The 21880-nt window shown below is 51.6% G+C and carries 24 protein-coding genes; 10 read left to right on the forward strand and 14 right to left on the reverse strand.

What is annotated here, in order from left to right; genetic code table 11:
* The first annotated feature begins 200 nt into the window (after positions 1–200).
* A complete protein-coding gene (locus ACSV5M_RS04100; RefSeq protein ID WP_439174317.1) occupies positions 201–1058 on the forward strand; it encodes a helix-turn-helix domain-containing protein in 858 nt (285 codons plus the stop codon).
* Positions 1059–1082: 24 nt separating this feature from the next.
* On the opposite strand, the gene ACSV5M_RS04105 is transcribed toward ACSV5M_RS04100, so the two are convergent.
* The 4 genes from ACSV5M_RS04105 to ACSV5M_RS04120 all read right to left on the reverse strand — a co-directional run bounded on the left by ACSV5M_RS04105 (position 1083) and on the right by ACSV5M_RS04120 (position 4072).
* The gene (locus ACSV5M_RS04105) at positions 1083–1712 is read right to left on the reverse strand and encodes a dUTP diphosphatase (protein ID WP_439174318.1); all 630 of its coding nucleotides are present in this window, start codon (positions 1710–1712) and stop codon (positions 1083–1085) included.
* Positions 1713–1730: 18 nt separating this feature from the next.
* Positions 1731–2522 (reverse strand): TatD family hydrolase, encoded by a 792-nt coding sequence (locus ACSV5M_RS04110; RefSeq protein WP_439174319.1) that lies wholly within the window; start codon positions 2520–2522, stop codon positions 1731–1733.
* Between the two features lie 91 nt (positions 2523–2613).
* Positions 2614–2967, reverse strand: coding sequence for a PilZ domain-containing protein (locus tag ACSV5M_RS04115; RefSeq protein ID WP_087465363.1), 354 nt, complete (start codon positions 2965–2967; stop codon positions 2614–2616).
* Positions 2968–3019: 52 nt separating this feature from the next.
* The gene (locus ACSV5M_RS04120) at positions 3020–4072 is read right to left on the reverse strand and encodes a DNA polymerase III subunit delta' (RefSeq protein WP_439174320.1); all 1053 of its coding nucleotides are present in this window, start codon (positions 4070–4072) and stop codon (positions 3020–3022) included.
* A gap of 76 nt (positions 4073–4148) precedes the next feature.
* Here ACSV5M_RS04120 and ACSV5M_RS04125 point away from each other — a divergent pair, with 76 nt between their 5' ends.
* A complete protein-coding gene (locus ACSV5M_RS04125; RefSeq protein WP_439174321.1) occupies positions 4149–4787 on the forward strand; it encodes a pseudouridine synthase in 639 nt (212 codons plus the stop codon).
* Between the two features lie 179 nt (positions 4788–4966).
* On the forward strand, positions 4967–6127 hold the full coding sequence (traF, locus tag ACSV5M_RS04130) for a conjugal transfer protein TraF (RefSeq protein WP_439174322.1): 1161 nt from the start codon (positions 4967–4969) through the stop codon (positions 6125–6127).
* A gap of 73 nt (positions 6128–6200) precedes the next feature.
* On the opposite strand, the gene tmk is transcribed toward traF, so the two are convergent.
* Positions 6201–6824, reverse strand: a complete 624-nt coding sequence (gene tmk, locus ACSV5M_RS04135) for a dTMP kinase (RefSeq protein WP_439174323.1) — start codon at positions 6822–6824, stop codon at positions 6201–6203.
* A 112-nt stretch (positions 6825–6936) separates the two neighbouring features.
* On the opposite strand from tmk, the gene ACSV5M_RS04140 reads away from it, so the two are divergent.
* Positions 6937–7428 carry a peptidylprolyl isomerase gene (locus tag ACSV5M_RS04140; RefSeq protein WP_439174324.1) on the forward strand — a complete coding sequence of 164 codons (492 nt, stop codon included), beginning with the start codon at positions 6937–6939 and terminating at the stop codon, positions 7426–7428.
* A gap of 96 nt (positions 7429–7524) precedes the next feature.
* Complete coding sequence (gene lpxH, locus ACSV5M_RS04145) at positions 7525–8253, forward strand: UDP-2,3-diacylglucosamine diphosphatase (protein ID WP_439174325.1); 729 nt, start codon at positions 7525–7527, stop codon at positions 8251–8253.
* 27 nt (positions 8254–8280) lie between these two features.
* On the opposite strand, the gene ACSV5M_RS04150 is transcribed toward lpxH, so the two are convergent.
* From ACSV5M_RS04150 to ACSV5M_RS04165, 4 genes are all read right to left on the reverse strand, one after another.
* On the reverse strand, positions 8281–8652 hold the full coding sequence (locus ACSV5M_RS04150; RefSeq protein WP_439174326.1) for a LiaF transmembrane domain-containing protein: 372 nt from the start codon (positions 8650–8652) through the stop codon (positions 8281–8283).
* A 33-nt stretch (positions 8653–8685) separates the two neighbouring features.
* On the reverse strand, positions 8686–9294 hold the full coding sequence (locus ACSV5M_RS04155) for a tRNA-(ms[2]io[6]A)-hydroxylase (protein ID WP_439174327.1): 609 nt from the start codon (positions 9292–9294) through the stop codon (positions 8686–8688).
* A gap of 51 nt (positions 9295–9345) precedes the next feature.
* Positions 9346–9813: a DUF1289 domain-containing protein gene (locus ACSV5M_RS04160; RefSeq protein WP_439174328.1), complete on the reverse strand. Its 468-nt coding sequence runs from the start codon at positions 9811–9813 to the stop codon at positions 9346–9348.
* A 68-nt stretch (positions 9814–9881) separates the two neighbouring features.
* Complete coding sequence (locus ACSV5M_RS04165; protein ID WP_439174329.1) at positions 9882–10922, reverse strand: SMP-30/gluconolactonase/LRE family protein; 1041 nt, start codon at positions 10920–10922, stop codon at positions 9882–9884.
* A gap of 371 nt (positions 10923–11293) precedes the next feature.
* Between ACSV5M_RS04165 and acnB the strand changes: the two genes are divergently transcribed.
* A complete protein-coding gene (gene acnB / locus ACSV5M_RS04170; protein WP_439174330.1) occupies positions 11294–13912 on the forward strand; it encodes a bifunctional aconitate hydratase 2/2-methylisocitrate dehydratase in 2619 nt (872 codons plus the stop codon).
* A 72-nt stretch (positions 13913–13984) separates the two neighbouring features.
* Here the strand turns inward: acnB and ACSV5M_RS04175 are convergent, their stop codons facing one another.
* The gene (locus ACSV5M_RS04175) at positions 13985–15151 is read right to left on the reverse strand and encodes a glycoside hydrolase family 18 protein (RefSeq protein WP_439174331.1); all 1167 of its coding nucleotides are present in this window, start codon (positions 15149–15151) and stop codon (positions 13985–13987) included.
* Between the two features lie 172 nt (positions 15152–15323).
* Between ACSV5M_RS04175 and ACSV5M_RS04180 the strand changes: the two genes are divergently transcribed.
* From ACSV5M_RS04180 to ACSV5M_RS04195, 4 genes are all read left to right on the forward strand, one after another.
* Positions 15324–16160 (forward strand): SDR family oxidoreductase, encoded by an 837-nt coding sequence (locus ACSV5M_RS04180; protein WP_439174332.1) that lies wholly within the window; start codon positions 15324–15326, stop codon positions 16158–16160.
* Positions 16161–16316: 156 nt separating this feature from the next.
* Positions 16317–16637 carry a DUF2845 domain-containing protein gene (locus tag ACSV5M_RS04185; protein WP_439174333.1) on the forward strand — a complete coding sequence of 107 codons (321 nt, stop codon included), beginning with the start codon at positions 16317–16319 and terminating at the stop codon, positions 16635–16637.
* 103 nt (positions 16638–16740) lie between these two features.
* Complete coding sequence (gene lexA / locus ACSV5M_RS04190; RefSeq protein ID WP_439174334.1) at positions 16741–17343, forward strand: transcriptional repressor LexA; 603 nt, start codon at positions 16741–16743, stop codon at positions 17341–17343.
* Positions 17336–17743, forward strand: a complete 408-nt coding sequence (locus ACSV5M_RS04195) for a cell division inhibitor SulA (protein WP_439174335.1) — start codon at positions 17336–17338, stop codon at positions 17741–17743. Before lexA ends, ACSV5M_RS04195 begins: the two co-directional genes overlap by 8 nt.
* 50 nt (positions 17744–17793) lie before the next feature.
* Here the strand turns inward: ACSV5M_RS04195 and ACSV5M_RS04200 are convergent, their stop codons facing one another.
* The 4 genes from ACSV5M_RS04200 to fadA form a co-directional block, all read right to left on the reverse strand.
* The gene (locus tag ACSV5M_RS04200; RefSeq protein WP_439174336.1) at positions 17794–18054 is read right to left on the reverse strand and encodes a hypothetical protein; all 261 of its coding nucleotides are present in this window, start codon (positions 18052–18054) and stop codon (positions 17794–17796) included.
* A gap of 75 nt (positions 18055–18129) precedes the next feature.
* Positions 18130–19101 (reverse strand): TraB/GumN family protein, encoded by a 972-nt coding sequence (locus tag ACSV5M_RS04205; RefSeq protein ID WP_439174337.1) that lies wholly within the window; start codon positions 19099–19101, stop codon positions 18130–18132.
* The gene (locus tag ACSV5M_RS04210) at positions 19098–20537 is read right to left on the reverse strand and encodes a hypothetical protein (protein WP_439174338.1); all 1440 of its coding nucleotides are present in this window, start codon (positions 20535–20537) and stop codon (positions 19098–19100) included. The genes ACSV5M_RS04205 and ACSV5M_RS04210 overlap by 4 nt, the downstream gene beginning before the upstream one ends.
* Before the next feature lie 138 nt (positions 20538–20675).
* Positions 20676–21854, reverse strand: coding sequence for an acetyl-CoA C-acyltransferase FadA (gene fadA / locus ACSV5M_RS04215; RefSeq protein ID WP_439174339.1), 1179 nt, complete (start codon positions 21852–21854; stop codon positions 20676–20678).
* Positions 21855–21880: the final 26 nt, after the last annotated feature.

Here is a 21880-nt window from a genome sequence, read left to right on the forward strand (position 1 = left end):
TTGAAATTGATCGATATTCGGCCTGATCCCATCAGCCGTGAATTCATACTTTTCGCGCAAAAAATAATACTTTCCTTGCATTTTGTGCACCGCCACCAGCGGCCAAAAGAACAGCTGAGATAAGATGACATCGTTGTATTCAGGTATAAAAAGTGGTTCCAAAACGCTAACAACAACCGCGCGCTTCGCCGAGGCTCACCATGAAACCTATGTACGAGAAGGTGTTACCGACAGAAAACTCCTCCTGGCGCTACTGGTTATACGCGCTCGACGACATCCCCTTTAACTGGCACTACCACCCCGAATACGAAATCTGCCTGACCCTCAACAGCCGCGGTCAGCGCTACATTGGTGACAACATTGCCAACTACGATGACCTGGACCTGGTCCTGCTCGGCCCCAAATTGCCACACACCTGGTGCTCCAAATCCCTGATTGAGCCGGGCCAACACCTCACTTATGTGGCGCAATTGCCTACCCAATGGATTGAAGCCGTGGCCCAGATGCCGGAACTCCACTCACTGGGTGATTTACTGGCCAAAAGTAAGCGTGGCGTCGCATTCAGCCGTGCAACCGCTGAAGCGGCACGTGCACGATTCGTTTCCATGGCCGACGCCTCACCCATGCAACGTTTGATCTGGTTGCTTGAAATACTGCAATTCATGGTCGACGACAGCACAGCGCGTCCCATCTCCAGCGACGGCTATGCCCCCGCCAGTTTTCCCGACTCCGCCACCGAAAAAATCGACAAGGTCATCGCCTACATTCACAAACACTATACCAGCGACCTCTGCGCCGAACAGATGGCCAGCCTCGCTCACATGAGCACCAACCACTTCCACCGATTCTTCAAACAACGCACAGAACAGACCTTTACGGAATACGTGAATCAATTGCGGATCGGCAAAGCCTGTTCATTACTGCTGACAACAGACTTGCCGATTTCAACGGTGAGTTATCGCTGCGGGTTTAATAATATTTCGAACTTCAATCGGCGGTTTTTGCAGTTGAAGCGGTTTACGCCGAGGGAATTTAAGCGGAATTATCATCAGGGATAACCGGTACCAATACACCGGTTATTCTCAATGAATGTGGTCATACCGCGTTTTTAATGCCTCATACAATTCATCTTTAAAACTCAACTTCGCCGCATCCAGACTCTGCACCACCTCAACCAGATGCTCGTTATCTTCGCGTCCGTCATGCCAATGCTTGCGGTAGCTGCCATCTTTATAACCGTTATCCTGACGGAAAAAATTCAATACATTTTTGCCTACATAACCGCGATAAAGTTGATCGAAGCTCATATCTACGCCCGCCATCAAACGGCCGAATAAAGCTATGTGGAATTGGCGATCAGCAAGGGTGGCACCAGCAAATGCTTCGAGGTCGAGACGGAAGTCTGACTGTTCAGTAGTGATGTGCAGCTCGTCCTGGACACGTGCAATAATGGCGTCCTGGGTTTCACCGGATTGCAACAGGATACTTAAGCCAAAATGCCAGATGTCGATTAATTCCAGCGCGACTTGTTCTGTATCCGGCGTTTGTTTTTTCCACCACTTCCAGCCGTAATGATCCATCAATTCTGCGCACTCTACCCAAATCGCGCGGTACCATTCGTAGCCCTGTTCGCGCCAGTTGGCGGTGACTTTGGTATTCATGCTGTCTTGTAATTCGAGCATGATCTGAATCTGTTGTGCTTGTGCGTTCATCAATGTTTCTCTTCAGAATTAATGGGGCAGATACTGTTTTGCACGGGTGAACAAACGATAAAAATTGTCGGTGGTCTGCTGCGCAAGCTCTTCAAAGGCCATACCGCGCACCTCGGCCACAAACTCAGCCACTTCGCGCACGTAACGCGGCTCGTTCGGTTTGCCACGATAAGGAACCGGCGCCAGATACGGCGAATCAGTTTCAACCAGCAAACGGTCAATGGGCATCTTGCGCACCACATCGCGAATTTGTTCGGCGTTTTTAAAGGTGACAATACCTGAGATGGAAATGTAGTAATTCAAATCCAGTGCGCGCCTGGCCATGTCCCAATCTTCAGTAAAACAATGCAACACGCCTGCGTGTTCCAGACTGCCGTGGGCTTTGATTAAATCGATAGTATCGTCACGCGCTTCGCGGGTGTGCACAACAACAGGTAATCCGGCTTTACCGCCGACCTCCAGATGCAAAGCAAAACTTTCATGTTGCAGCGCTTTACTTTCCGTTTCGTAGTGATAATCCAGGCCGGTCTCACCCAAGGCAACCACCTTGGGTTGTTGTGCCCATTGCAGCAGTTGTTCGGCACTGGCAGTACCTTCTTTTACATCGCAGGGGTGTACACCGACCGATGCCACGACACCTGGATGCTGTTGGGCAATATCAATAACCGTCTGGATATTGTCCAAGCTGATACCGATGCACAGCATTTGCTGGATGCCGCGCGCATGCGCAGCCTGGATTGCACCGGCCAGTTGCCCGTCGTATGGCGTCAGGTTGATACGGTCAAGGTGACAGTGGGAGTCGACTAACATAATGCTGAACCCTGGTTAATACGGATGGGTTAATACGGATGTAAAAAAGCCAGGACTGGCCTGGCTTCCCGGGTGCGATTGTAACGAATCTTTACATGGTATGGGTGGGCCTGTCGGAAGAGAGCGAGCCGGCCAGATAGGTTTCGATCTTGTTGACGGCGGTGTTGTCCTGGTCACTGAACTGTACACCAATGCCCGCCGCACGGTTGCCCTGCGCCCCTTTGGGAGTCACCCAGACGACCTTGCCGGCCACAGGAATCTTTTCCGATTCGTCCATCAGGCTGAGCAACATAAAGACTTCATCACCCAATTTATAACTCTTACTCGTGGGGATAAACATGCCGCCGTTTTTCACAAAGGGCATATAGGCAGCATAGAGCACCGCCTTGTCTTTGATGGTCAGAGAAAGAATGCCATTGCGGGCACCGCCGCCAATCGCTTGCATAGGACTACCTGTTTAACCGAAAACAATGAAAGAACACTAATAGATTAGTCTACTACTGTCCAGCCGCCAGCGGTCGATTCGTGCTGGCGCGCAACAAAGCACCCCAATCGAGAAATAACTCCTCCAATAACAATTGCTTATTAGGATTTGCACCGCTCAGTAACTGCTTTTTATTGGTCAGGATTTTCTCTATGTAGCGATGCAATAAGCTGGGAGAAATATAACTCACGCGTTCGCGAACTTCAGGCGGCATAGCTTTGATCCGGGGATCATCCACGCCTACCCGCCAACGCGCCAGGCCGTGCAACCAGCCCAGAAACCATTCAATGATCGCCACCACATCATCCGTGTGCCATTGCTGCGCCAGTTCAATGGCGGACAGCTGGCCAAGCGTCAGGCGGGCCAGGTTATCCTGCAATTGCCGGTAGCGCTCCAGGGCATCGCCTTCCAGCAGTGCGAGGGCAGTCAAGGGTGCACCGCGCGCGACAGATAACAGGTCTTGCGGTTGCGCATTGGAGCCGGTCATCAAGGGGGTCAACCAATGCAGGACCTGCTCTTCGCGGGGCATGGGCAGTAACCGCAATTGGCAGCGACTGCGAATAGTCGGCAAGACGGCGCTGGGGGCATGGCTCACCAGGATCAACAAGGTATTGTCCGCCGGCTCTTCAAGCGATTTGAGCAAGGCATTGGCGGAGTTGGTATTCATGGCCTCCGCCGGTTCCAGCACGAGCACTTTGTAACCGCCCTGCTGTGCAGTTTTTCCCAGGGACTCAATCAACCCCCGCACCTGGTCCACTTTGATGGCTTTACTGCCCTCTTCCGGTTCGAGAACTAAAAAGTCGGGATGAGTCTGAGCGTGGTTCAGTTGGCAGGAACGACATTTACCACAGGGCGTACCCTCAACGGGCGAGAGGCACAACAACACATGCGCGAGCGCTTCCGCCAAATGCCGTTTGCCGATGCCCTTGGGACCGGCCAGCATCAACGCATGAGGTAACTTATCTGCCGCCATTTGCGCGCATATCTGCTGCCAATCGCCTTGTTGCCAGGGATAAGGTAATGCCGGGAAGTCACTCATGCCGGGAAAACTCGTCTGAAAAACCATGTAAAAACGTCAATGCGGGCGCAAGCTTAGCAATTATTTGCGATAATCGCCGCCCTTTTAGCGAACCCGCCGAATTATGACTGAGCACACTCTGGACATTCTCTACCGCGACGAGGATCTGCTGATCCTTAATAAACCCGCCGGCCTGCTGACCGTCCCCGGCAAAGGCCCGGACAATCAGGACTGCCTGATTCGCCGCGCGCTTGGCCCTTTTCCCAATGCCCGGGTTGTCCATCGGCTGGATCAGGGCACCTCTGGCATTGTGATGTTTCCGCTCAATTACATCACCCTGCGCACCTTGACCAAACAGTTTGAGACGCGCGGCATTCACAAGCGTTACGTGGCAGAGGTATCCGGGCTGATGGAAGCGGATGAGGGCGAGGTGAAATTACCCCTGATCTGCGACTGGCCCAACCGACCGCTGCAAAAAGTGTGTTTTGAACAGGGCAAGGCGGCACACACGCGCTATCAGGTACTGGAACGGGATCCAGAGGCGCGCACTACGCGAGTGTTACTGGAACCGGTCAGCGGTCGCACACACCAGTTGCGCGTCCACATGCTGGCCCTGGGTCATCCGATCATCGGCGACCGGCTTTATGCCCCCGCGGAGATTCAGGCCCGCGCGCCGCGCTTGTTATTGCATGCTCAGCAGATTTACTTCAACCACCCTATCTCTGGCCAACTAGTGGACGTCCACTGCCCGCCCGCGTTTTAGTCGTTTCTTTTGAGGCACTCCCTTCTAATAACGCCGCCTACCAAATTCACCCCGATCAATTCTTAAAAATTCTATTAAATAGTATTTTTAATTGCCTAGAATTATAAAAGCGCACAATGTGATGAGCGTCACATTGTCGCCACCTTCTTATTTAGTCTTTTGTTCAGGATAGTTACCCGATGAAGAAAACCCTGCTTAGTCTGGCATTGATGGCCGCCACCTCTGGCGCTGCCGCATCTGAAAATTTTAATGGTCGTTTAACCGGCATGTCCGGTGCGGGCCTGGTTACCGCCGGCTATGCCGATGGCGTGCTGGCCAATCCCAGTATGGGTGCAGCCTTTGGCGAGAAAGATGATGTTGCGCTGGTCATCAACGCCGGCGGTGTCGGCTCTGATAAAGATGAACTGGTCGATGCGATGGATGAGCTGGTGGACTACGTCGATTACCTCGACAGTATCACCAACGTCCAGGATCTGAATCAGGACATGGCCGATACATTGATCGACAGAATCCGGGCTGTTGAGGACAAGGGCATCCACGTTAACGCGGGTGCCAGCGTCGTGCTCGCCATCCCTAACGAGGTATTGTCGCTCGCCTTTATCGCTAAGGCCCGAGCGCAACTGGGCGTTGTAACCCTGATTGACCAGGACGACTATGCGCTCATTGAAAACGCGGTGGACTCGCCCTTTGATACTGAAGACCTCAATTCTTCCGTGCTGGGTAAAGGTGCGCTGATCCGTGAATACGGCCTGGCTTTGTCAAAACGTTTCGGCACAGCCGATGGCGAACAGTGGCTGGTAGGCGTGACACCCAAACGCGTGACCGTGGAAACCATCGTCTATAACGCCACCATCTCTGAATATGATGAAGATGACTTTGATGCAGAGGATTACACCCTCGAAAACAGCGCTACCAGCTTCGATGCCGGTATTACCTACATCAGCGGCAACCTGCGGTATGGACTGGTCGTAAAAGACGCCATCAGTCATGACTTCGCAGCCATTGATGGCGACACCCTGAGCATCAAACCCCTGACCACCACGGCAATCGGCTACAGCAAAGGCTGGTTAAAGGCAGAAGCTGCATTGGATTTGAATGCCGTGCCGGCCTTTGGATTAGCGGGCGATGTGCAGATACTGCGCGCAGGTCTGGAAGTCAGCCCCTTGTCATGGCTGCAATTGCGCCTGGGGTTACAACAGGATCTGGAAAATACGCTGGAAGATACCTACTCGGCCGGCATCGGCTTGTCACCGTTCGACACCATTAATCTGGATGTCGCGGCGGTGACCGGCCAGGACAATACCGTCGGCGGTGCGGTGCAGTTGGGATTGCGGTTCTAACAATCAAGGTCGCGTTTGCTGTCAGGGTGTGGGTTTATCCCACATCCTGCTAGCACCTCAACAAAATACCGAATCAACCCAGCAACCGGCTGAGTACCCGATCAATATCCTGTTGAACCGCCGTCAAGGGCTGGCCGGCATCTACCACGGCATAACGCGCCGGGGCGGCGTGAGCTAAAGCCCGATAGGCTTCACGCACCCGCCCAAAGAAAGCCACCGCCTCACTTTCAAAACGATCCAGCTCCGCCCGTTGGCGCGCACGCTGTAAACCCAGTTCCACGTCAATATCCAGCACCAGGGTCAGATCGGGCCGCAAATCTCCCTGTACCAGTTGCTCCAACTGCGCGATTGTGGCGACATTCAGACCGCGGCCACCGCCCTGATAGGCATAAGTCGCATCGGTAAAGCGGTCGCACAACACCCAGGCGCCACGTGCCAGAGCCGGTTTGATGACTTGCTGCAGGTGCTGAGCGCGGGCAGCGAATACCAACAATAGTTCAGCGGTTTCATCCACCGGCTCGTCGCGCTTGGCCAGCAAGAGTGCGCGAATTTCCTCCGCCAACGGCGTGCCGCCCGGCTCCCGCGTCACCACAACCTCCAGGCCGCGCTGGGTCAGCCACTCATGCACATAAGCCAGGTTGGTACTTTTGCCGACCCCTTCGGTGCCTTCAATAGTGATAAATTTGCCGTAAGCCATAGGAATCTCTGTTGATAATCTGCGAAAGCGCCACTGTTTTCAGGGTTCCTTCACCCTCGGCGAGCGCGTATCATAACCGCTTTTTTAGCCTTTGCTTTCACTGGAGACGAAGATGATTACCCTGCACACAAACCACGGCGACATAGTAATCGAACTGGATTTTGATAAGGCACCTAAAACGGCGGCCAATTTTAAACAATACGCGGAAGAAGGTTTTTACAACGGCACCATCTTTCACCGCGTGATTGACGGCTTTATGGTTCAGGGCGGCGGTATGACCGAAGATATGGAACAGAAAAAAACCCGCGCGCCGATTGAAAACGAAGCTGACAATGGGTTGAAAAATGTCGTAGGCAGTCTGGCTATGGCGCGCACCAATGATCCACACAGCGCAACCGCGCAATTTTTTATCAACGTTAAAGACAACAGTTTCCTCAATCACAGCAGCAAAAGTGCGCAAGGCTGGGGTTACTGTGTGTTCGGCAAAGTCACCGAAGGTATGGATGTCGTAAACAAGATTAAAGGTGTAAAAACCGGCAATAAAGGCTTTCATCAGGATGTACCGGTAGAACCTATTGTCATCGAAAAAGTGACTGTCGCTTAAGCGACACAGTGATCGCCGGGAATACATTCGGCGATCACTTTTTTATCTCACTCTCACGAACTCCATAATAAATCACCTGGTTGTGTAACCCTTCTGATGACCACACTGTTTATTTCTGACCTGCATCTTCACGAATCCCGTCCGGCAGTGACCGAGGCGTTTTATCAATTTTTACGCGAGCGCGCCGGCAATGCCGAAGCACTTTATATTCTGGGTGATTTTTTTGATGCCTGGATTGGCGACGACGATGACTCGCCGTTAAACGCGGCCACTGCGCACGAATTACGCCAGCTGTCCGATCAGGGAACCGCTATTTTTTTAATGCACGGCAATCGCGATTTTTTATTGGGCGAAGCTTTTGCAACAGCGGCAGGCGCACGTTTACTGGTCGACCCCACCCTCATTGATTTGTATGGTCAACCTACCCTGCTAATGCACGGTGATATCTTGTGCACCCGTGATACGGAATATCAGGCTTTTCGGCAACAGGTTCGCTCCGCCGCATGGCAGCAACAGATATTGTCACAGCCGCTTGCAGCGCGCCGTGCATTGGCGGCACAAATTCGCGCCCAAAGCAAAAGCATGAACAGCATCAAAGCAGAAGATATTATGGATGTAACGCCGGATGAAGTTGTACGTGTTATGCAGGCCCACGGCGTGCGGCAATTGATTCATGGCCATACTCACAGACCCGCCCGTCACCCACTGATGATTGACGGCGCACCAGCCGAAAGAATCGTACTCGGTGACTGGCATGACGCTGCCTGGTGTATTTTTGCGGACCCTGGCGGCCTTGAATTACGCCACTGGTCGATCCGCAAATGATATACCGTGGTTGATTTGAAATATCACTCAACGATTCGTCATCATGGATAATCCACCCAGGATGACGAATACCGGCCACCAGGTGAAAAACGACAGATCGATAAGAAAAATCAGCGCAATAAAAATAATAAACGCAGCCGATACCAGCGAGTTGGCCATCGCCGCACCAAAACCTTCGCGGCGATAAGCCACATAGGCTTGCTGTAACGGCCCTACCGACGCCACCAGAATAAATAACGCCCACCAGTTATCCAGGTGCAGGAAGAAAAAATCCACACCCAGGTTGCGCGCGAGTAACACCACCCCGATTAATATAATCGCCAACCCAAGGGGCCAGGTTGCAGAGCGGGTTTTACTCTTCCTGGATGTGTCTTGCTGTTCAATCTTTTCTGTGTTCATCACTGTGGACTCCCTACATTGTCATCGGCCAGGTTAAGCCGCCAGCACACCGGAATGAAAACGGAATTCTGTATCCGGACTTTCAATCAAGGTTTTTTCCAACTGCAGAAAAACGTTGATACGATCATCAATGCTTTTACCATCAGCCGCCTTGCGGGCCAGGTGCAGATAGTCTTCATAATGCCTTGCTTCGGACTTCAGCAGAGACAAATAAAATGTTTGCAGCTCCTCATCCAGATGTGGTGCCACCTTGGCGAAACGCTCGCAGGAGCGTGCTTCAATAATAGCGCCCACAATCAAGGTGTCGATAAATCGCCCCGGCTCGTGGGTGCGCACCGGTTTACGCAACTCTGACGCATAACGGCAGGGTGTAATTTGTTCATAGGCGACACCGCGCGCCTCCATGATCGCCATCACCTGTTCGTAATGACGCAATTCTTCGCGGGCTAGGCGCGACATCTTGTGCATCATTTCAAAATCGCCAACATAGCGATACATAAGGGTTAATGCTGTTGAGGCGGCTTTTTTTTCACAGTTCGCATGATCAAGCAACAAGAGTGATTGATGTTGCAGCGCACTTTGTACCCAGGCTTCCGGGGTTTCGCATAATAAGAATTGATTAATTTTGGTTAGTGCATTCATGGGATATTAAGTAACGGTTAATATTGTCGGATTACGCTTCGCTAATCCGACCTACTTGGCATTGGCTTGCAAGCCTGGTTCTATGTAGCGCTCATAGTAAGCACAGGAAAGTGCGTAAAAATCCTGGTCGATCGCATCGCGAACTTCTTTTAGCGATGCGTTTCGCCAAGCAGGTTGCAAGCGCAAGCCATAAGCTTCCAGATCGGTAATCTGGCTTGCACCTGCGCGCAACAAATCAAACACCCAACAATAAGGATTTTGCTCTTCCTTAAAGAGAATTTGTTGATGCTTGATCTGTTGCAGCAACAATCGCGCATCAACCACTTCAATAATGTTTTCCACCACCTGGGTTAAAAAACCCTCAAGACGCTGGGCAATGATCACACGCTGTTCGTGACTGTAGGCATTCCAGTCAATCACTTCATGGGCAAAGCGTTTGCACCCACGACAGACACTGTCGCCTATGCCGGTCGAGCAAATGCCGACGCAGGGTGTTCTTACCGGTTTAAAAAGACGCATCAGAAAATCAATCGCCAGTCGTCGGCAACCTGAAAGGGCTACCCTTTCAGGTTACCGGATTAACATGATCAATAAGGGAAACCAGCAACATCCAGGTCGATCGACCAGACCGCACCGGCTCCGGTTAAGTACAAGGTTTTACCTTCCGCGCCACCGAAAGCGGCGTTGGTAATATTTGCATCGACACTGATAGTCGCCAGATGCTCACCCGCCGGGGTGAAAACACGCACGCGTTGCGCGGTGTGCTCGGTCACGTAGATATTGCCCAGGCAATCGATTGCCATACCATCGGGAACCTGTATACCTTCGACCAGATTTTTTCCTTCGCCGGGCTGACCGTCCACAATAGGATAGGCACGCAAGAACCCGTTTTCGCCGCCACCTGCAACATAAAGTACGTCCTGAGCCGGCGACAGGGAAATACCGTTAGGGTTGCTGATGCTATCGTCGACAACACTCACACTGCCCGTCGCCGAGACGCGAAATACCTGGGTCTTTTCTTGTCCACCCGGTGCTGCACTACGCTGGAAATCCGGATCAGTAAAATAAATCGTGCCGTCGCGGGCTTCAGTTAGATCATTGGGCGAGTTAAATGCGCTGCCCTGATATTCACCCACAATTTTTTCGCGCTGACCGGTTTGCACATCAAGGCGTGAAACCGTTTTATCGGCGTGAACACCACCGATAAGCGCACCTTCACTGTCGACTGCCAGGCCGTTAGTTCCGCTGTCTTCAATAACGGTTTCCATGGAGCCATCCGCATTCAAACGTTGTACGCGCGACGGAAAACCTTCCTGAAACGTAAAATCTGAAAAATAAAGTGCACCGTTTAACCAGACCGGCCCTTCATACAAACCGGGTTCACTGCGGCGGGAATCGGCCGTTTCTATACGTGTTGCCGTCAAGTCGCCGGCAGGCGCTTTACCGGGATTGGCCGGACAATTCCAGGATGAATACCGGGGTACCACCGGCACTTCTTGTTTGGGGATAGCGGCGTCAACCGCTTTTTGTTCGGCTTGCGACTCCGGTTGCGGCGTTGCAGATTTCTCACAGGCCACCAAGCCCAAAATTGCCAGGGCTCCAATAACGGCATAAATAATTTTTTTCATTAAAGCGCTCCTTTTTTTACTGTTTTTTTGCTGCATAAAATGAGGCTGACAACATAGCACAGCCGCCGACTAAAAACGTGATTTACCATGGAAATATCCGTGAATAAGCCGGGTTATCAGACCACGATGTCTACTAATTGATCGGTTGATCTACCCCGAATATAACGAAAATGCGATCAGCTATACGAATCTGCGTAAGCTGCGCCCTGGCCTCGGAACTCGGGTTAACAGTTTATAGGGGTTCATGTATAATTTGCGCCCAATTTGCACCCCCTGCCAGGGTTGTAGATTCATCCATGTAGGTCATGGATAGCCTCCTGACGCAGAGATCCTGCCGAGGGAGTAATCTCACAAATCAGAGGATATAAACCGTGCTTGAAGCCTATCGCAACCATGTCGCAGAACGCGCAGCAGAAGGAGTTCCACCCAAACCACTCAATGCCGAACAAGTCGCAGGTCTGGTGGAATTACTGAAAAACCCTCCCGCTAACGAAGAACAAACCCTGCTTGACCTGATCACCAATCGCGTTCCGCCAGGCGTGGATGAAGCAGCCTACGTTAAAGCCGCTTTCCTGAGTGCTATCGTCAAAGGCGAAGCCTCCTCACCCCTGATTGATAAACCCCATGCGATTAAACTGCTCGGCATGATGCTCGGCGGATACAACATTGAAACCCTGGTCAATGCACTCGACGATGCTGAACTCGCATCACTGGCCGCCGAGCAACTCAAGCACACCCTGCTGATGTTTGATGCTTTTCACGATGTGGAAGAAAAAGCCAAAGCCGGCAACGCCAATGCACAAGCGGTACTGCAATCCTGGGCCGATGGTGAATGGTTCACCAAACGCGACAAGGTGCCGGAAAGTATCAAATTAACCGTATTCAAAGTCACCGGCGAAACCAACACCGATGACCTTTCCCCCGCGCCCGATGCCTGGTCGCGCCCGGACATCCCGCTACACGCATTAGCAATGTTCAAGATGGCCCGCGAAGGCCTGACACCAGACGAGCCAGGCAGCATCGGCCCGATCAAACAAATCGAGCAACTGAAAACCAAAGGCTATCCATTAGCGTTTGTGGGTGATGTGGTCGGCACCGGCTCTTCCCGTAAATCTGCCACCAACTCCGTGCTGTGGTTTATCGGCGAGGATATTCCCGGCGTGCCCAACAAGCGCACAGGCGGTGTATGTATCGGCAGTAAAGTCGCACCCATTTTCTACAACACCATGGAAGATGCGGGCGCGTTGGTATTTGAAGCCCCGGTGGACAACCTGAACATGGGCGATGCGATTGAGATTCGCCCGTATGAAGGCAAGATCCTCAACATCGACACCGGCGCGGTGATTTCCGAGTTCAGTCTGAAGTCCGACGTATTGCTGGACGAAGTCCAGGCTGGCGGCCGTATTCCGCTGATCATCGGTCGCGGCCTGACCACCAAGGCGCGCGCTTCTCTGGGCTTGCCTGCAAGCACCCTGTTCCGCTTGCCCCAAGCGCCAGTAGACAGCGGCAAAGGCTATACCCTCGCACAGAAAATGGTAGGTAAAGCCTGCGGTACCACCGGTATCCGCCCCGGCACCTACTGTGAACCCTATATGACCACCGTGGGCTCCCAGGACACCACCGGCCCGATGACGCGCGATGAGCTGAAAGACCTGGCCTGTCTCGGCTTCTCCGCCGACCTGACCATGCAGTCCTTCTGCCACACGGCGGCTTACCCCAAGCCGGTAGACATTGAGACCCAGCACACCCTGCCGGATTTCATCATGACCCGTGGCGGCGTGTCCCTGCGTCCGGGCGACGGCATCATCCACAGCTGGCTGAACCGCATGCTGTTGCCCGACACTGTCGGCACCGGCGGCGACTCTCACACCCGTTTCCCTATCGGTATCTCCTTCCCGGCCGGTTCTGGCCTGGTGGCCTTTGCCGCGGCAACCGGCGTGATGCCATTGGATATGCCGGAGTCGGTACTGGTGCGTTTCAAAGGCGAAATGCAACCGGGCATCACCCTGCGCGATCTGGTTAACGCCATTCCGCTGTACGCCATCAAGCAAGGCTTGTTGACTGTCGAGAAGAAAGGCAAAAAGAACATCTTCTCTGGCCGCATTCTGGAAGTAGAAGGTTTGCCCAAGCTGAAAGTTGAGCAGGCGTTTGAAATCTCTGATGCATCTGCTGAGCGTTCTGCTGCCGGCTGTACTATCAAGCTGGATAAAGAACCGATCATTGAGTACCTGAACTCCAACATCACCATGCTGCGCTGGATGATCGAACAAGGTTACGGCGATGTCCGCACCCTTGAGCGCCGTGCACGCAAGATGGAAGAGTGGCTGGCGAATCCGGTGCTGATGGAAGCGGATGCTGACGCGGAATACGCAGCGGTTATCGAGATTGATCTGGCCGATGTGAAAGAACCGATCCTCGCCTGCCCTAACGATCCGGACGATGTGAAAGTATTGTCCGAAGTTGCTGGTGACAAGATTGATGAAGTCTTTATCGGTTCGTGCATGACCAACATCGGTCACTTCCGCGCCGCAGGTAAACTGCTTGACGCCACCAAAGATGAATTGTCTACCCGTCTGTGGATTGCGCCACCGACCAAGATGGACGAGCATCAATTGATGGAAGAAGGCTTCTACAATATTTACGGCCGTAAAGGTGCACGCACTGAGATGCCGGGCTGCTCATTGTGTATGGGTAACCAGGCACGCGTTGCCCCAAACTCGACGGTGGTATCGACCTCAACCCGTAACTTCCCCAACCGTCTTGGCAACGGCGCCAATGTGTATCTGGCATCGGCCGAGCTGGCGGCAGTAGCAGCGGTGTTGGGCAAACTGCCTAACTTTGACGAATACATGCAGTACGCGCAGAAACTCGACAGTATGTCCGGTGATATTTATCGCTACCTCAACTTCAATGAAATTGAGAGCTACCAAAAATCAGCGGATGAAGGCAAGCGCATTGCCGCTGTGGAAATTCAAACAGTCGCCGTTTAAACGATTGTTTTGCTGCAATAAAAAACCCGCTTCGGCGGGTTTTTTATTGGGCGCTTCGTGGAAGGAGTGTTTTTACGGCACCGATTTTTCGCGATAAATGGTCTCCACTAAACCGTCTTTATCACTGTCATGGGGCAGTTGCCAAAACATAATGCCGCCCAGTCGACGAGCCTTGATGTAACGCACTTTAGCGGTGATAGAACGTTTATCATCGAAGGTAACAAAGATTTTTTTGGCTTCATTGTATATAACAGGCGCCTTGGCAATATGGTCCCAATAATAAACGTAACCCTCCTCTGGAGCATAGGCCGTGGCGTAATCTTTAAATTTCGCGCCTTCAATGTGATTACCGGGCTGATATAAACCCAGATTGATATTTTCAACGTTTTCCCAAACACGTGCATAAAACGCGGCGCCAATCACTATTTTTTCCGGCGGCACACCTTTGCTTAACAAGAATTGCACGGCGTTATCCGTAGAGTCTTTTTGTTCGGGTGTGGAGTAAAGCGCAGTGTGATGTCCTGTATGTGGTGTCGCGCCGTTAACGATGTCGTAGCTCATCAGATTGACATTATCAAACAGCGGCATAATTGCATCCCAATCCACCGCGTTCTGCAAAAAATTATCGAAGCCTCCGGCGGCAAAACTTAATTCATAGCGATCACCAAAGCTATCGCGTAACGCCTGGGTCAATGCCGTGAAATTATCCTTATCATAATCCGCATAAGGGTGACCGGGATGGCCGGGGATGGTCGGGTATTCCCAATCCAGGTCGATACCATCTGCGCCGTACTCTTCAATAATCGCCAGGGTGGACTGCGCAAAGGCCGCACGATTTTCTGCACTGTTGAAGACCTCGGAACAGGTTTCACAGCCGCCCCAGCCTCCGAGTGATAACATCACCTTGAGATGCGGATATTGTTCTTTTAATGCAATTAGGCGTTGCAGCGCCAGCTTATCTACATCTGAATCAAAACTGAGTTGATTGCCATTCAGATGCAAGAAGCTGTAGATGATGTGAGTAAGGTGATTGAAGTTGTAACGCTCCAGATCAGAACCGTCCTCCATGTAATAAGCAATCACTTTAAAATCGTGCAAAGGTGGTTGTTTCGGCATGACAGCGGTGTCACTCTCTGCTTGCGGTTGAATAACGTCAGAAGAAGCCGTTCCATCATCCTGACACCCCATCAAGAGAACGGCCAGAAGTAAACCAAAACACATCAGATATAAGGATTTCATAAATAGTTAACCCCGTATTGAAGAAATATCATTGCCAATATCATTTTATTTTTTTCGGGCGCGGCCCGAACAAGCGGGCTTATAGTGCAATAAATATCGACCAATTTGAAAGGAAGTTTTGTTAAGGAATGCTTAATCAACGCATTTGCATGCTGCTCACAAGGTTATCGCCATGAAAGGTAATAAAAGTGTTTTGATCACCGGCGCCTCTACCGGCATTGGTTACTATTGCGCAAAAGCATTGCAGGCGGATGGCTTCCAGGTGATTGCCTCCTGCCGCAAGCTCACCGATGTATCACGTCTCCAGGCTGACGGCCTGACGTGCATCCAACTGGACCTGACAGATTCCGCCAGTATTGAACGGGCGGTAAGCCAAACATTGGAACTCACAGAGGGAAAACTCTATGGATTATTCAACAACGGAGCTTATGGCCAACCCGGCGCAGTAGAAGATCTGAGCCGCGATGTATTGCGCCGCCAATTTGAAACCAATGTGTTCGGATGGCTGGAGCTCACGAATAAAATTCTGCCGCTCATGATTCAGCAGGGCCAGGGACGCATTATTCAGAATAGCTCGATCCTCGGTTTCGCGGCCATGCCGTTGCGGGGCGCATACAATGCCAGCAAGTTCGCCATTGAGGGGCTGACGGATACCTTGCGACTTGAGCTGGACGGCACCGGCGTGTATGTCAGCCTTATTGAGCCGGGCCCCATCCTCAGTGACTTTCGCAAAAATGCCCTCATCGCATTGAAAACCAATATCGATACTGACAAGAGCCGCTTTGCCGATCAATATGCATCGGCCATACAGCGACTCAGTAAGCCTGGCCCCGCCGCGCCCTTTACCCTGGGACCGGAGGCGGTTTACCGGCGCTTGAAACACGCGCTGGAAAGTGATTCACCTAAACCACGCTATTGCGTTACATTTCCGACATATTTGATGAGCATTCTGCAACGTATACTAAGTACACGGATGATGGACAGGGTCTTACGTCGTGCGGGAAGTTAAGCTTCAGTTAAGTCAGGGGCTGGCAATATCAGGCGACAGCATCACAGGAATTACTGACCCTGAGCCAGGTCAAAATGCACGAACAATCCGGCCGGAGCTTTCTACAAACGGCATATCATCCATCAACGGCACCCACTGCCACCTTGAGGTAATCACATGAAAATTTGCGCTTATCTCGCGCTCCTTCTCGGCGGATTATATTTACAACCCGCATTGGCGGATTCCATGCGTTGCAGCAACTCGCTGATCCAAACCGGGGACACCAAAGCGGATGTTATCGACCGGTGCGGGGAGCCGGTATTTACCGACAGCTACTGCGAGCCCATCACCATTGTCGGCCAAGCCAACACCACCATCATTGTCCCTTGCGAAGAAGTTGACCTGTGGACTTACCATCCTGGTGCCGGCCAGTTCATTCAACACCTCTATTTCAAACGCGGCAAACTCCAGGCGATTAAAAACGGACGACGCCTTTAAACTTCAGGCGCCCCGCCCCTTGAAAAAAGGGGGTTGCGGATGATGAAATACTGTATATAATCACAACACCTGTATAAATAAACAGATTCATCAGGAGCGCCCTATGGCCAATCTGACCTCCCGCCAGGAACAAGTCCTGCAGTTGATCAAGAGCTACACCGAAGAAACCGGTTATCCGCCAACGCGCGCAGAGATTGCTCGCATACTCGGTTATAAGTCTGCCAACGCTGCTGAGGAACATATCAAAGCCCTGGCAAAAAAAGGGGCAATCGAAATTATCCCTGGTGCATCACGCGGGATTCGTTTGCCGGAATCCCATAATGGTATTCCTGTCGTCGGTCGGGTTGCAGCCGGTAGCCCTATCCTTGCCCAGGAACATATCGAAGATTACTGCAATATTCCTTACAGCTTCTTTTCTCCCAGCGCGGATTACCTGTTACGTGTGCAAGGTATGAGTATGAAGGATGCCGGTATCCTGGATGGCGACTTACTCGCAGTGCACAGGACTGATCAGGCGCGCAATGGCCAGATTGTTGTGGCGCGAATCGGCGAGGAAGTGACCGTGAAACGTTTCAAACGCATCGGTAATCGGGCTCAAGTCGAACTCTGGCCAGAGAATCCTGACTTTAACGTGATTGAAGTAGATCTGCGGGATCAGGATTTTTGTATCGAGGGTTTAAGCGTAGGAGTAATCCGTCGTGACTAATACCGTACGTATTGATGAACAACCCGGCAGTGCACCCCGCTATAACAAGGGTGTAACTGAGTTGGTATTAACCAGTCATTCTCCGGAACAGGCGGCGCTGCTATTGCCAATGTTGGCCTATCTCAGTAAGACCTGCCACGACCGCTGGATTACCTGGGTTGCGCCCCACAACATCACACGCCAATCACTGGAAAGCTTTGGTATCGATACCCGGTTGATCCGCCTGATTCATTGCCATGAACAGCATAACACCTTGTGGATTACATGGGAAGCATTGGCGGCAGGTAACAGCCACACCGTTATCGCCAGCCCCGGCAAATTAACTGACAAGGAATTGAAACAGTTGGAAGCTGCTGCGATGCGTGGCAATTGTCAGGGGTTATTACTGCGCGTGCGGTAGGTCATTGAGAGATATCAGAAGACGCAGGGGCACGGAAAGCCCCAATAGAATCAATGCAGGATCGGCTTCTCAAATTCAGGAATACCTTCAGAAAACTCATCCAGATGCTCCTGCTCCGCCAGCTCAGTGGCGGCTTCCATCCCGGCTTCAATCATCGCTTTCGCGACCTCAAATTTTGCTTCCCCCATAAAAGCCAGGGATTCTGTTGAAAAACAAAGCCGCACCAAAGGCTCCCCACCCTCATCATCGACTTTTCTCAGCACGACATCGCCGTTAGGTAACTCGGCAATTTCATATAGCGTTGATGGCATACTAACCTCTATTGTTTTGCAGTGTTGACCTGCAAAGGAAAAAACGGCTTTATTCTAACATTAACCCGCCTTGCATCAATCATCCCGCCCCGTGTTAACCGCCGCGTTAATACCCCTATTAACCTCCGTAGTAACCCCAGTAACCAAGGTCACTTGATATCCCTGCGCTTCCAACAGCGCTACCAGCCCGTCCTCGCCCAACATATGACCAATACCCACAACGAGAAAAATTTTTTGCGCTTTTTTCATATATGTATCAATTATTTGCAGCATTTGTTTATTGCGTTCAACGAAAATAAATTGATAGAGCCTATGCCCCAATTTTCTCTGGCGAAATGAACTGAATACCAATTCATTTAATGTGGGTTCATCACCTTGATACCAGGCATCTGCCAATCTTTTCAAGCTTTCCTCTGCCTTGCCCTGCTCATTCAAGGTAACCTGCAAAAATTCAATTTGTTCTGCGTCACTTAACTGATTAAATAATTGCATTTGCTCATCAAGTGACTCCAGTTCCAGAATAATTTTTTTATCCCGTGATGCAGTCAGAAAATATTTATCCAGGCCTAACGCTTGCTGATAATCACTCCGTGCCAATTGCATGTTGGTCAACTGCATAGCTGCCAACCAAGGTTTAAATTGTTTCAACTGCTGCGCATCGCCTCCCAGATTCTCGGATACTTGCGTTAATGTTTTCCACATTTTCTCACCGAGCTGGGTTTGTAAATTTTTCTCGCTGGGGTAATAGCCATATTGCTTGAGGGCCGCGCGCACTTTTTCTCCATCCAGTGCATCGATATCCAATTCAACAGCCAATACATCTGAATCTCGATGCGCCTGAAGCACGGCATCAGGCAAAGGATAGAATGCTTCATCGCCGTAATGTAACGAGCCAAATAGATATAGGCGAACTCGGGAATCCTTATCCTGCACCTGCCACAACAGGGGCTGCGATGCAGCATGCAAAGCCGAGCTATAGAAGCAAGTAACAATAATCCATAAAAATGTTCTGCGCTTCGCAATCACCGAATGAATGCATAGTTTCATATGCATTCACCATCGCGATCAGTTTCTTTGGGCAACGCCAGCAGCACAATGGCACCTTCGTCACCGGCCTGCCACTCAGTGTGAGCGAGCGATGCAGGCAATAAGACTGCTTGCGACGCTAGATAAGTAGAGGTATCGGTATATTTTGCCTGCGTAAGCATTGAAGACTCCGTTGCATAGCACACAAGGCTGCCGGATATAACCATCAACAGGCGGTAGCTAACACAAACTGGTAATTGATGGCGCGATCCTGCGCTCAAGATTACGCGCAAGACTTCAAAATCATGAAACTCGACGACACGTTCAACTACAACCCCAGCTGTGGAATTTATCTGCTCAAGCTCGGGAGTGGCGGGTGTTTCAAGCGAGACGTTTGCAAGTGCTGCAGCTGTGTCCCAGTGTGTTTGGGTCAAAACTTTTTGCGTGAAAGACAGAATTTTTCTTTCATAGACTGGCGTCTGGAATTCAACGGTGCGCACGCCGTGTTGTAATGCATGGGGTGTAAAACATGGCACTTTGACAACATCTCCCACCCGCAAATCCTGCATAGCCGTATAGGCATACATGGCCGCACGTTTTTCATTTTCTAACGTTATCAAGGGTTGCGGCAATTCGTTCAACCAGCCATTTAACGTGGCGGTATTGACCGGATCATGGAGGGCAATGTTGTGGGCCAGGCGTTGCTGATCCAGACGTCGGTCAATATCGCGCCTGATGGCTTCGTATTCCTGGACCGCTGCCAGATAAGCCGCCTTAAACGCAGCATCATTATTAAATTCACGACGTTTTTGTTGATTGAATCCCAGGCGAATCCCCCCGATTCCATCAGGCCAGGCCTGAGAATCAATGTGCGTAATAACATAGACTTCCTGCTTCTGCTCGTGCATCTCAAAATAGAGATCGCCGTAACGTTCGTCAGGTAAAGGATCAAGGATTTTTAACAGGATGATATGTTGTGCAGAGCCGGCGGCGAGAAAATCAGGCATCAAAGAAAGCAGCCAGGGTAAAGGAATCCGGCGCCCTTGCGCGCTCACCCAGGATTGGCCTCGGGCTTCAATACCTGTGTACCAGATTTCCTGGCCCCAGGGTTTCGGAATATAAACAGGCTCCAGCATAAGCGGTGCTGATAGATCGAACCAAGGCAATTGATGTTGCCGGACAAAGTCGACAAGGCTTTCAGGTTGGTCGCACAGCGCGACGATAAGTGCACGCAACTCAGCCGATACGGCAGATAGCGTAGCATGGACCTTGTATGAATCACGCTCTTTACTCAGGGCAACCAAAGCGATGAATTGGATTTCAGGCTGTGACGGGAGATAGTACTGATGCCAGGCGTATTCAATAGCAAAACACCGATGGACTGCCGCCGATGCCATCAGTTGCGTTATTTGATCATTGATAAACGATTCGGGGTTGGATACCGCGTGGACAATCACCGCTAGCCTCTGGATGGCATGACAAGAAAGGTCGGCAGTCTAGCAGATGCGGTTAACCCTGACAGCCCGCCCGAGGCGAGAGGAATGAAAACGCCGGAGTATGAACTCCGGCATTTTCGAAGGTAAGTGCCCGAAAAATCAGTTCAGTCGCTCAAGTACGGTGGTGATTCCCTGCCCCAATCCGATACACATGGTGGATACACCGAGGGTGGCATCTTTTTCTGCCATTACCGTCAGAAGCGAGCCAGTTATGCGGGTGCCGGAGCAGCCGAAGGGATGCCCCAGTGCGATAGCCCCACCATGCAGATTGACCTTCTCGTCCATGTCTTCCAGCAGCTTGAGGTCCTTCAATACGGGTAAGGCCTGGGCCGCAAACGCCTCATTCAGCTCCACGCACTCAATGTCATCCATGGACAAATTCGCTTTTTGCAACGCTTTTTCGGTAGACGGCACGGGACCGTAACCCATGATCGACGGATCGACACCCGCCAGGCCAAGAGACGTTACACGGGCAATCGGCTTCATCCCCAATGATTGGGCGCGTTCAGCCGACATGACCAGCATGACAGATGCACCATCGGAGACCTGGGACGAGGTCCCGGCGGTCACCTGACCATTTTTAGGGTCAAAGACCGGTGGCAGCTTGGACAGGGCTTCAACCGTCGTATCTGGCCGGATGGTTTCGTCATCTTCAATCATCATCGGAAAACCATCTGCATTGTGGCCTGCAACCGGGATAATCTCGCGCTTAAACCTCCCTTCCGCGCGGGCTTTGGCCGCCAACTGATGAGAACGCGCGCCGAACTCATCCATCTGCTGGCGGTTGATACCGTGCAGCAACGCCAGATATTCCGCCGTCATGCCCATATTACCGGCTGCCTTGGCAACCGATAGGCCCAACAAGGGATTGGGATTGACTGATTCATACATGGGTAAATGCCCCATGTGCTCAACGCCACCGATCAGGTAAACATCACCCAGACCAGCGCGGATATTCGCCGTAGCCGTATGCAAGGCAGACATGGAGGAGCCACACAAACGATTGATGGTTTGTGCCGGAATCGTGTGCGGCAAGCCGGTTAACAACAGAATATTGCGCGCGATATTAAAGGCCTGCTCCTCGCGCTGCATGACACAACCCCACAACAAATCATCAATTGTTGCCGGATCGAGCTGTTCGTTTCTAGCCAATAATCCTTTGATAATCGCGGCAGATATATCATCTGCACGCACATGACGAAAACAACCATTCTTAGACCGGCCCATGGCGCTGCGGGCGTAATCGACGATAACGGCATCTCTTGGATGTAGACTCACAGTTTCTCTCCTTTAAAGACTCAAGG

The organism is Cellvibrio sp. ARAG 10.3 (genome assembly GCF_051846955.1).
In the GTDB taxonomy this organism is placed as follows: domain Bacteria; phylum Pseudomonadota; class Gammaproteobacteria; order Pseudomonadales; family Cellvibrionaceae; genus Cellvibrio.

Coding starts and splice junctions, on each gene's coding strand:
- ACSV5M_RS04155 (WP_439174327.1), bottom strand. CDS start 9,294: ATGAATGCACTAACCAAAATTAATCAATTCTTATTATGCGAAACCCCG.
- ACSV5M_RS04100 (WP_439174317.1), top strand. CDS start 201: ATGAAACCTATGTACGAGAAGGTGTTACCGACAGAAAACTCCTCCTGG.
- ACSV5M_RS04175 (WP_439174331.1), bottom strand. CDS start 15,151: ATGAAATCCTTATATCTGATGTGTTTTGGTTTACTTCTGGCCGTTCTC.
- ACSV5M_RS04140 (WP_439174324.1), top strand. CDS start 6,937: ATGATTACCCTGCACACAAACCACGGCGACATAGTAATCGAACTGGAT.
- ACSV5M_RS04185 (WP_439174333.1), top strand. CDS start 16,317: ATGAAAATTTGCGCTTATCTCGCGCTCCTTCTCGGCGGATTATATTTA.
- ACSV5M_RS04165 (WP_439174329.1), bottom strand. CDS start 10,922: ATGAAAAAAATTATTTATGCCGTTATTGGAGCCCTGGCAATTTTGGGC.
- lexA (WP_439174334.1), top strand. CDS start 16,741: ATGGCCAATCTGACCTCCCGCCAGGAACAAGTCCTGCAGTTGATCAAG.
- ACSV5M_RS04125 (WP_439174321.1), top strand. CDS start 4,149: ATGACTGAGCACACTCTGGACATTCTCTACCGCGACGAGGATCTGCTG.
- ACSV5M_RS04180 (WP_439174332.1), top strand. CDS start 15,324: ATGAAAGGTAATAAAAGTGTTTTGATCACCGGCGCCTCTACCGGCATT.
- traF (WP_439174322.1), top strand. CDS start 4,967: ATGAAGAAAACCCTGCTTAGTCTGGCATTGATGGCCGCCACCTCTGGC.
- ACSV5M_RS04110 (WP_439174319.1), bottom strand. CDS start 2,522: ATGTTAGTCGACTCCCACTGTCACCTTGACCGTATCAACCTGACGCCA.
- ACSV5M_RS04150 (WP_439174326.1), bottom strand. CDS start 8,652: ATGAACACAGAAAAGATTGAACAGCAAGACACATCCAGGAAGAGTAAA.
- tmk (WP_439174323.1), bottom strand. CDS start 6,824: ATGGCTTACGGCAAATTTATCACTATTGAAGGCACCGAAGGGGTCGGC.
- ACSV5M_RS04205 (WP_439174337.1), bottom strand. CDS start 19,101: ATGAAACTATGCATTCATTCGGTGATTGCGAAGCGCAGAACATTTTTA.
- lpxH (WP_439174325.1), top strand. CDS start 7,525: ATGACCACACTGTTTATTTCTGACCTGCATCTTCACGAATCCCGTCCG.
- ACSV5M_RS04115 (WP_087465363.1), bottom strand. CDS start 2,967: ATGCAAGCGATTGGCGGCGGTGCCCGCAATGGCATTCTTTCTCTGACC.
- ACSV5M_RS04105 (WP_439174318.1), bottom strand. CDS start 1,712: ATGAACGCACAAGCACAACAGATTCAGATCATGCTCGAATTACAAGAC.
- ACSV5M_RS04200 (WP_439174336.1), bottom strand. CDS start 18,054: ATGCCATCAACGCTATATGAAATTGCCGAGTTACCTAACGGCGATGTC.
- ACSV5M_RS04120 (WP_439174320.1), bottom strand. CDS start 4,072: ATGGTTTTTCAGACGAGTTTTCCCGGCATGAGTGACTTCCCGGCATTA.
- ACSV5M_RS04160 (WP_439174328.1), bottom strand. CDS start 9,813: ATGCGTCTTTTTAAACCGGTAAGAACACCCTGCGTCGGCATTTGCTCG.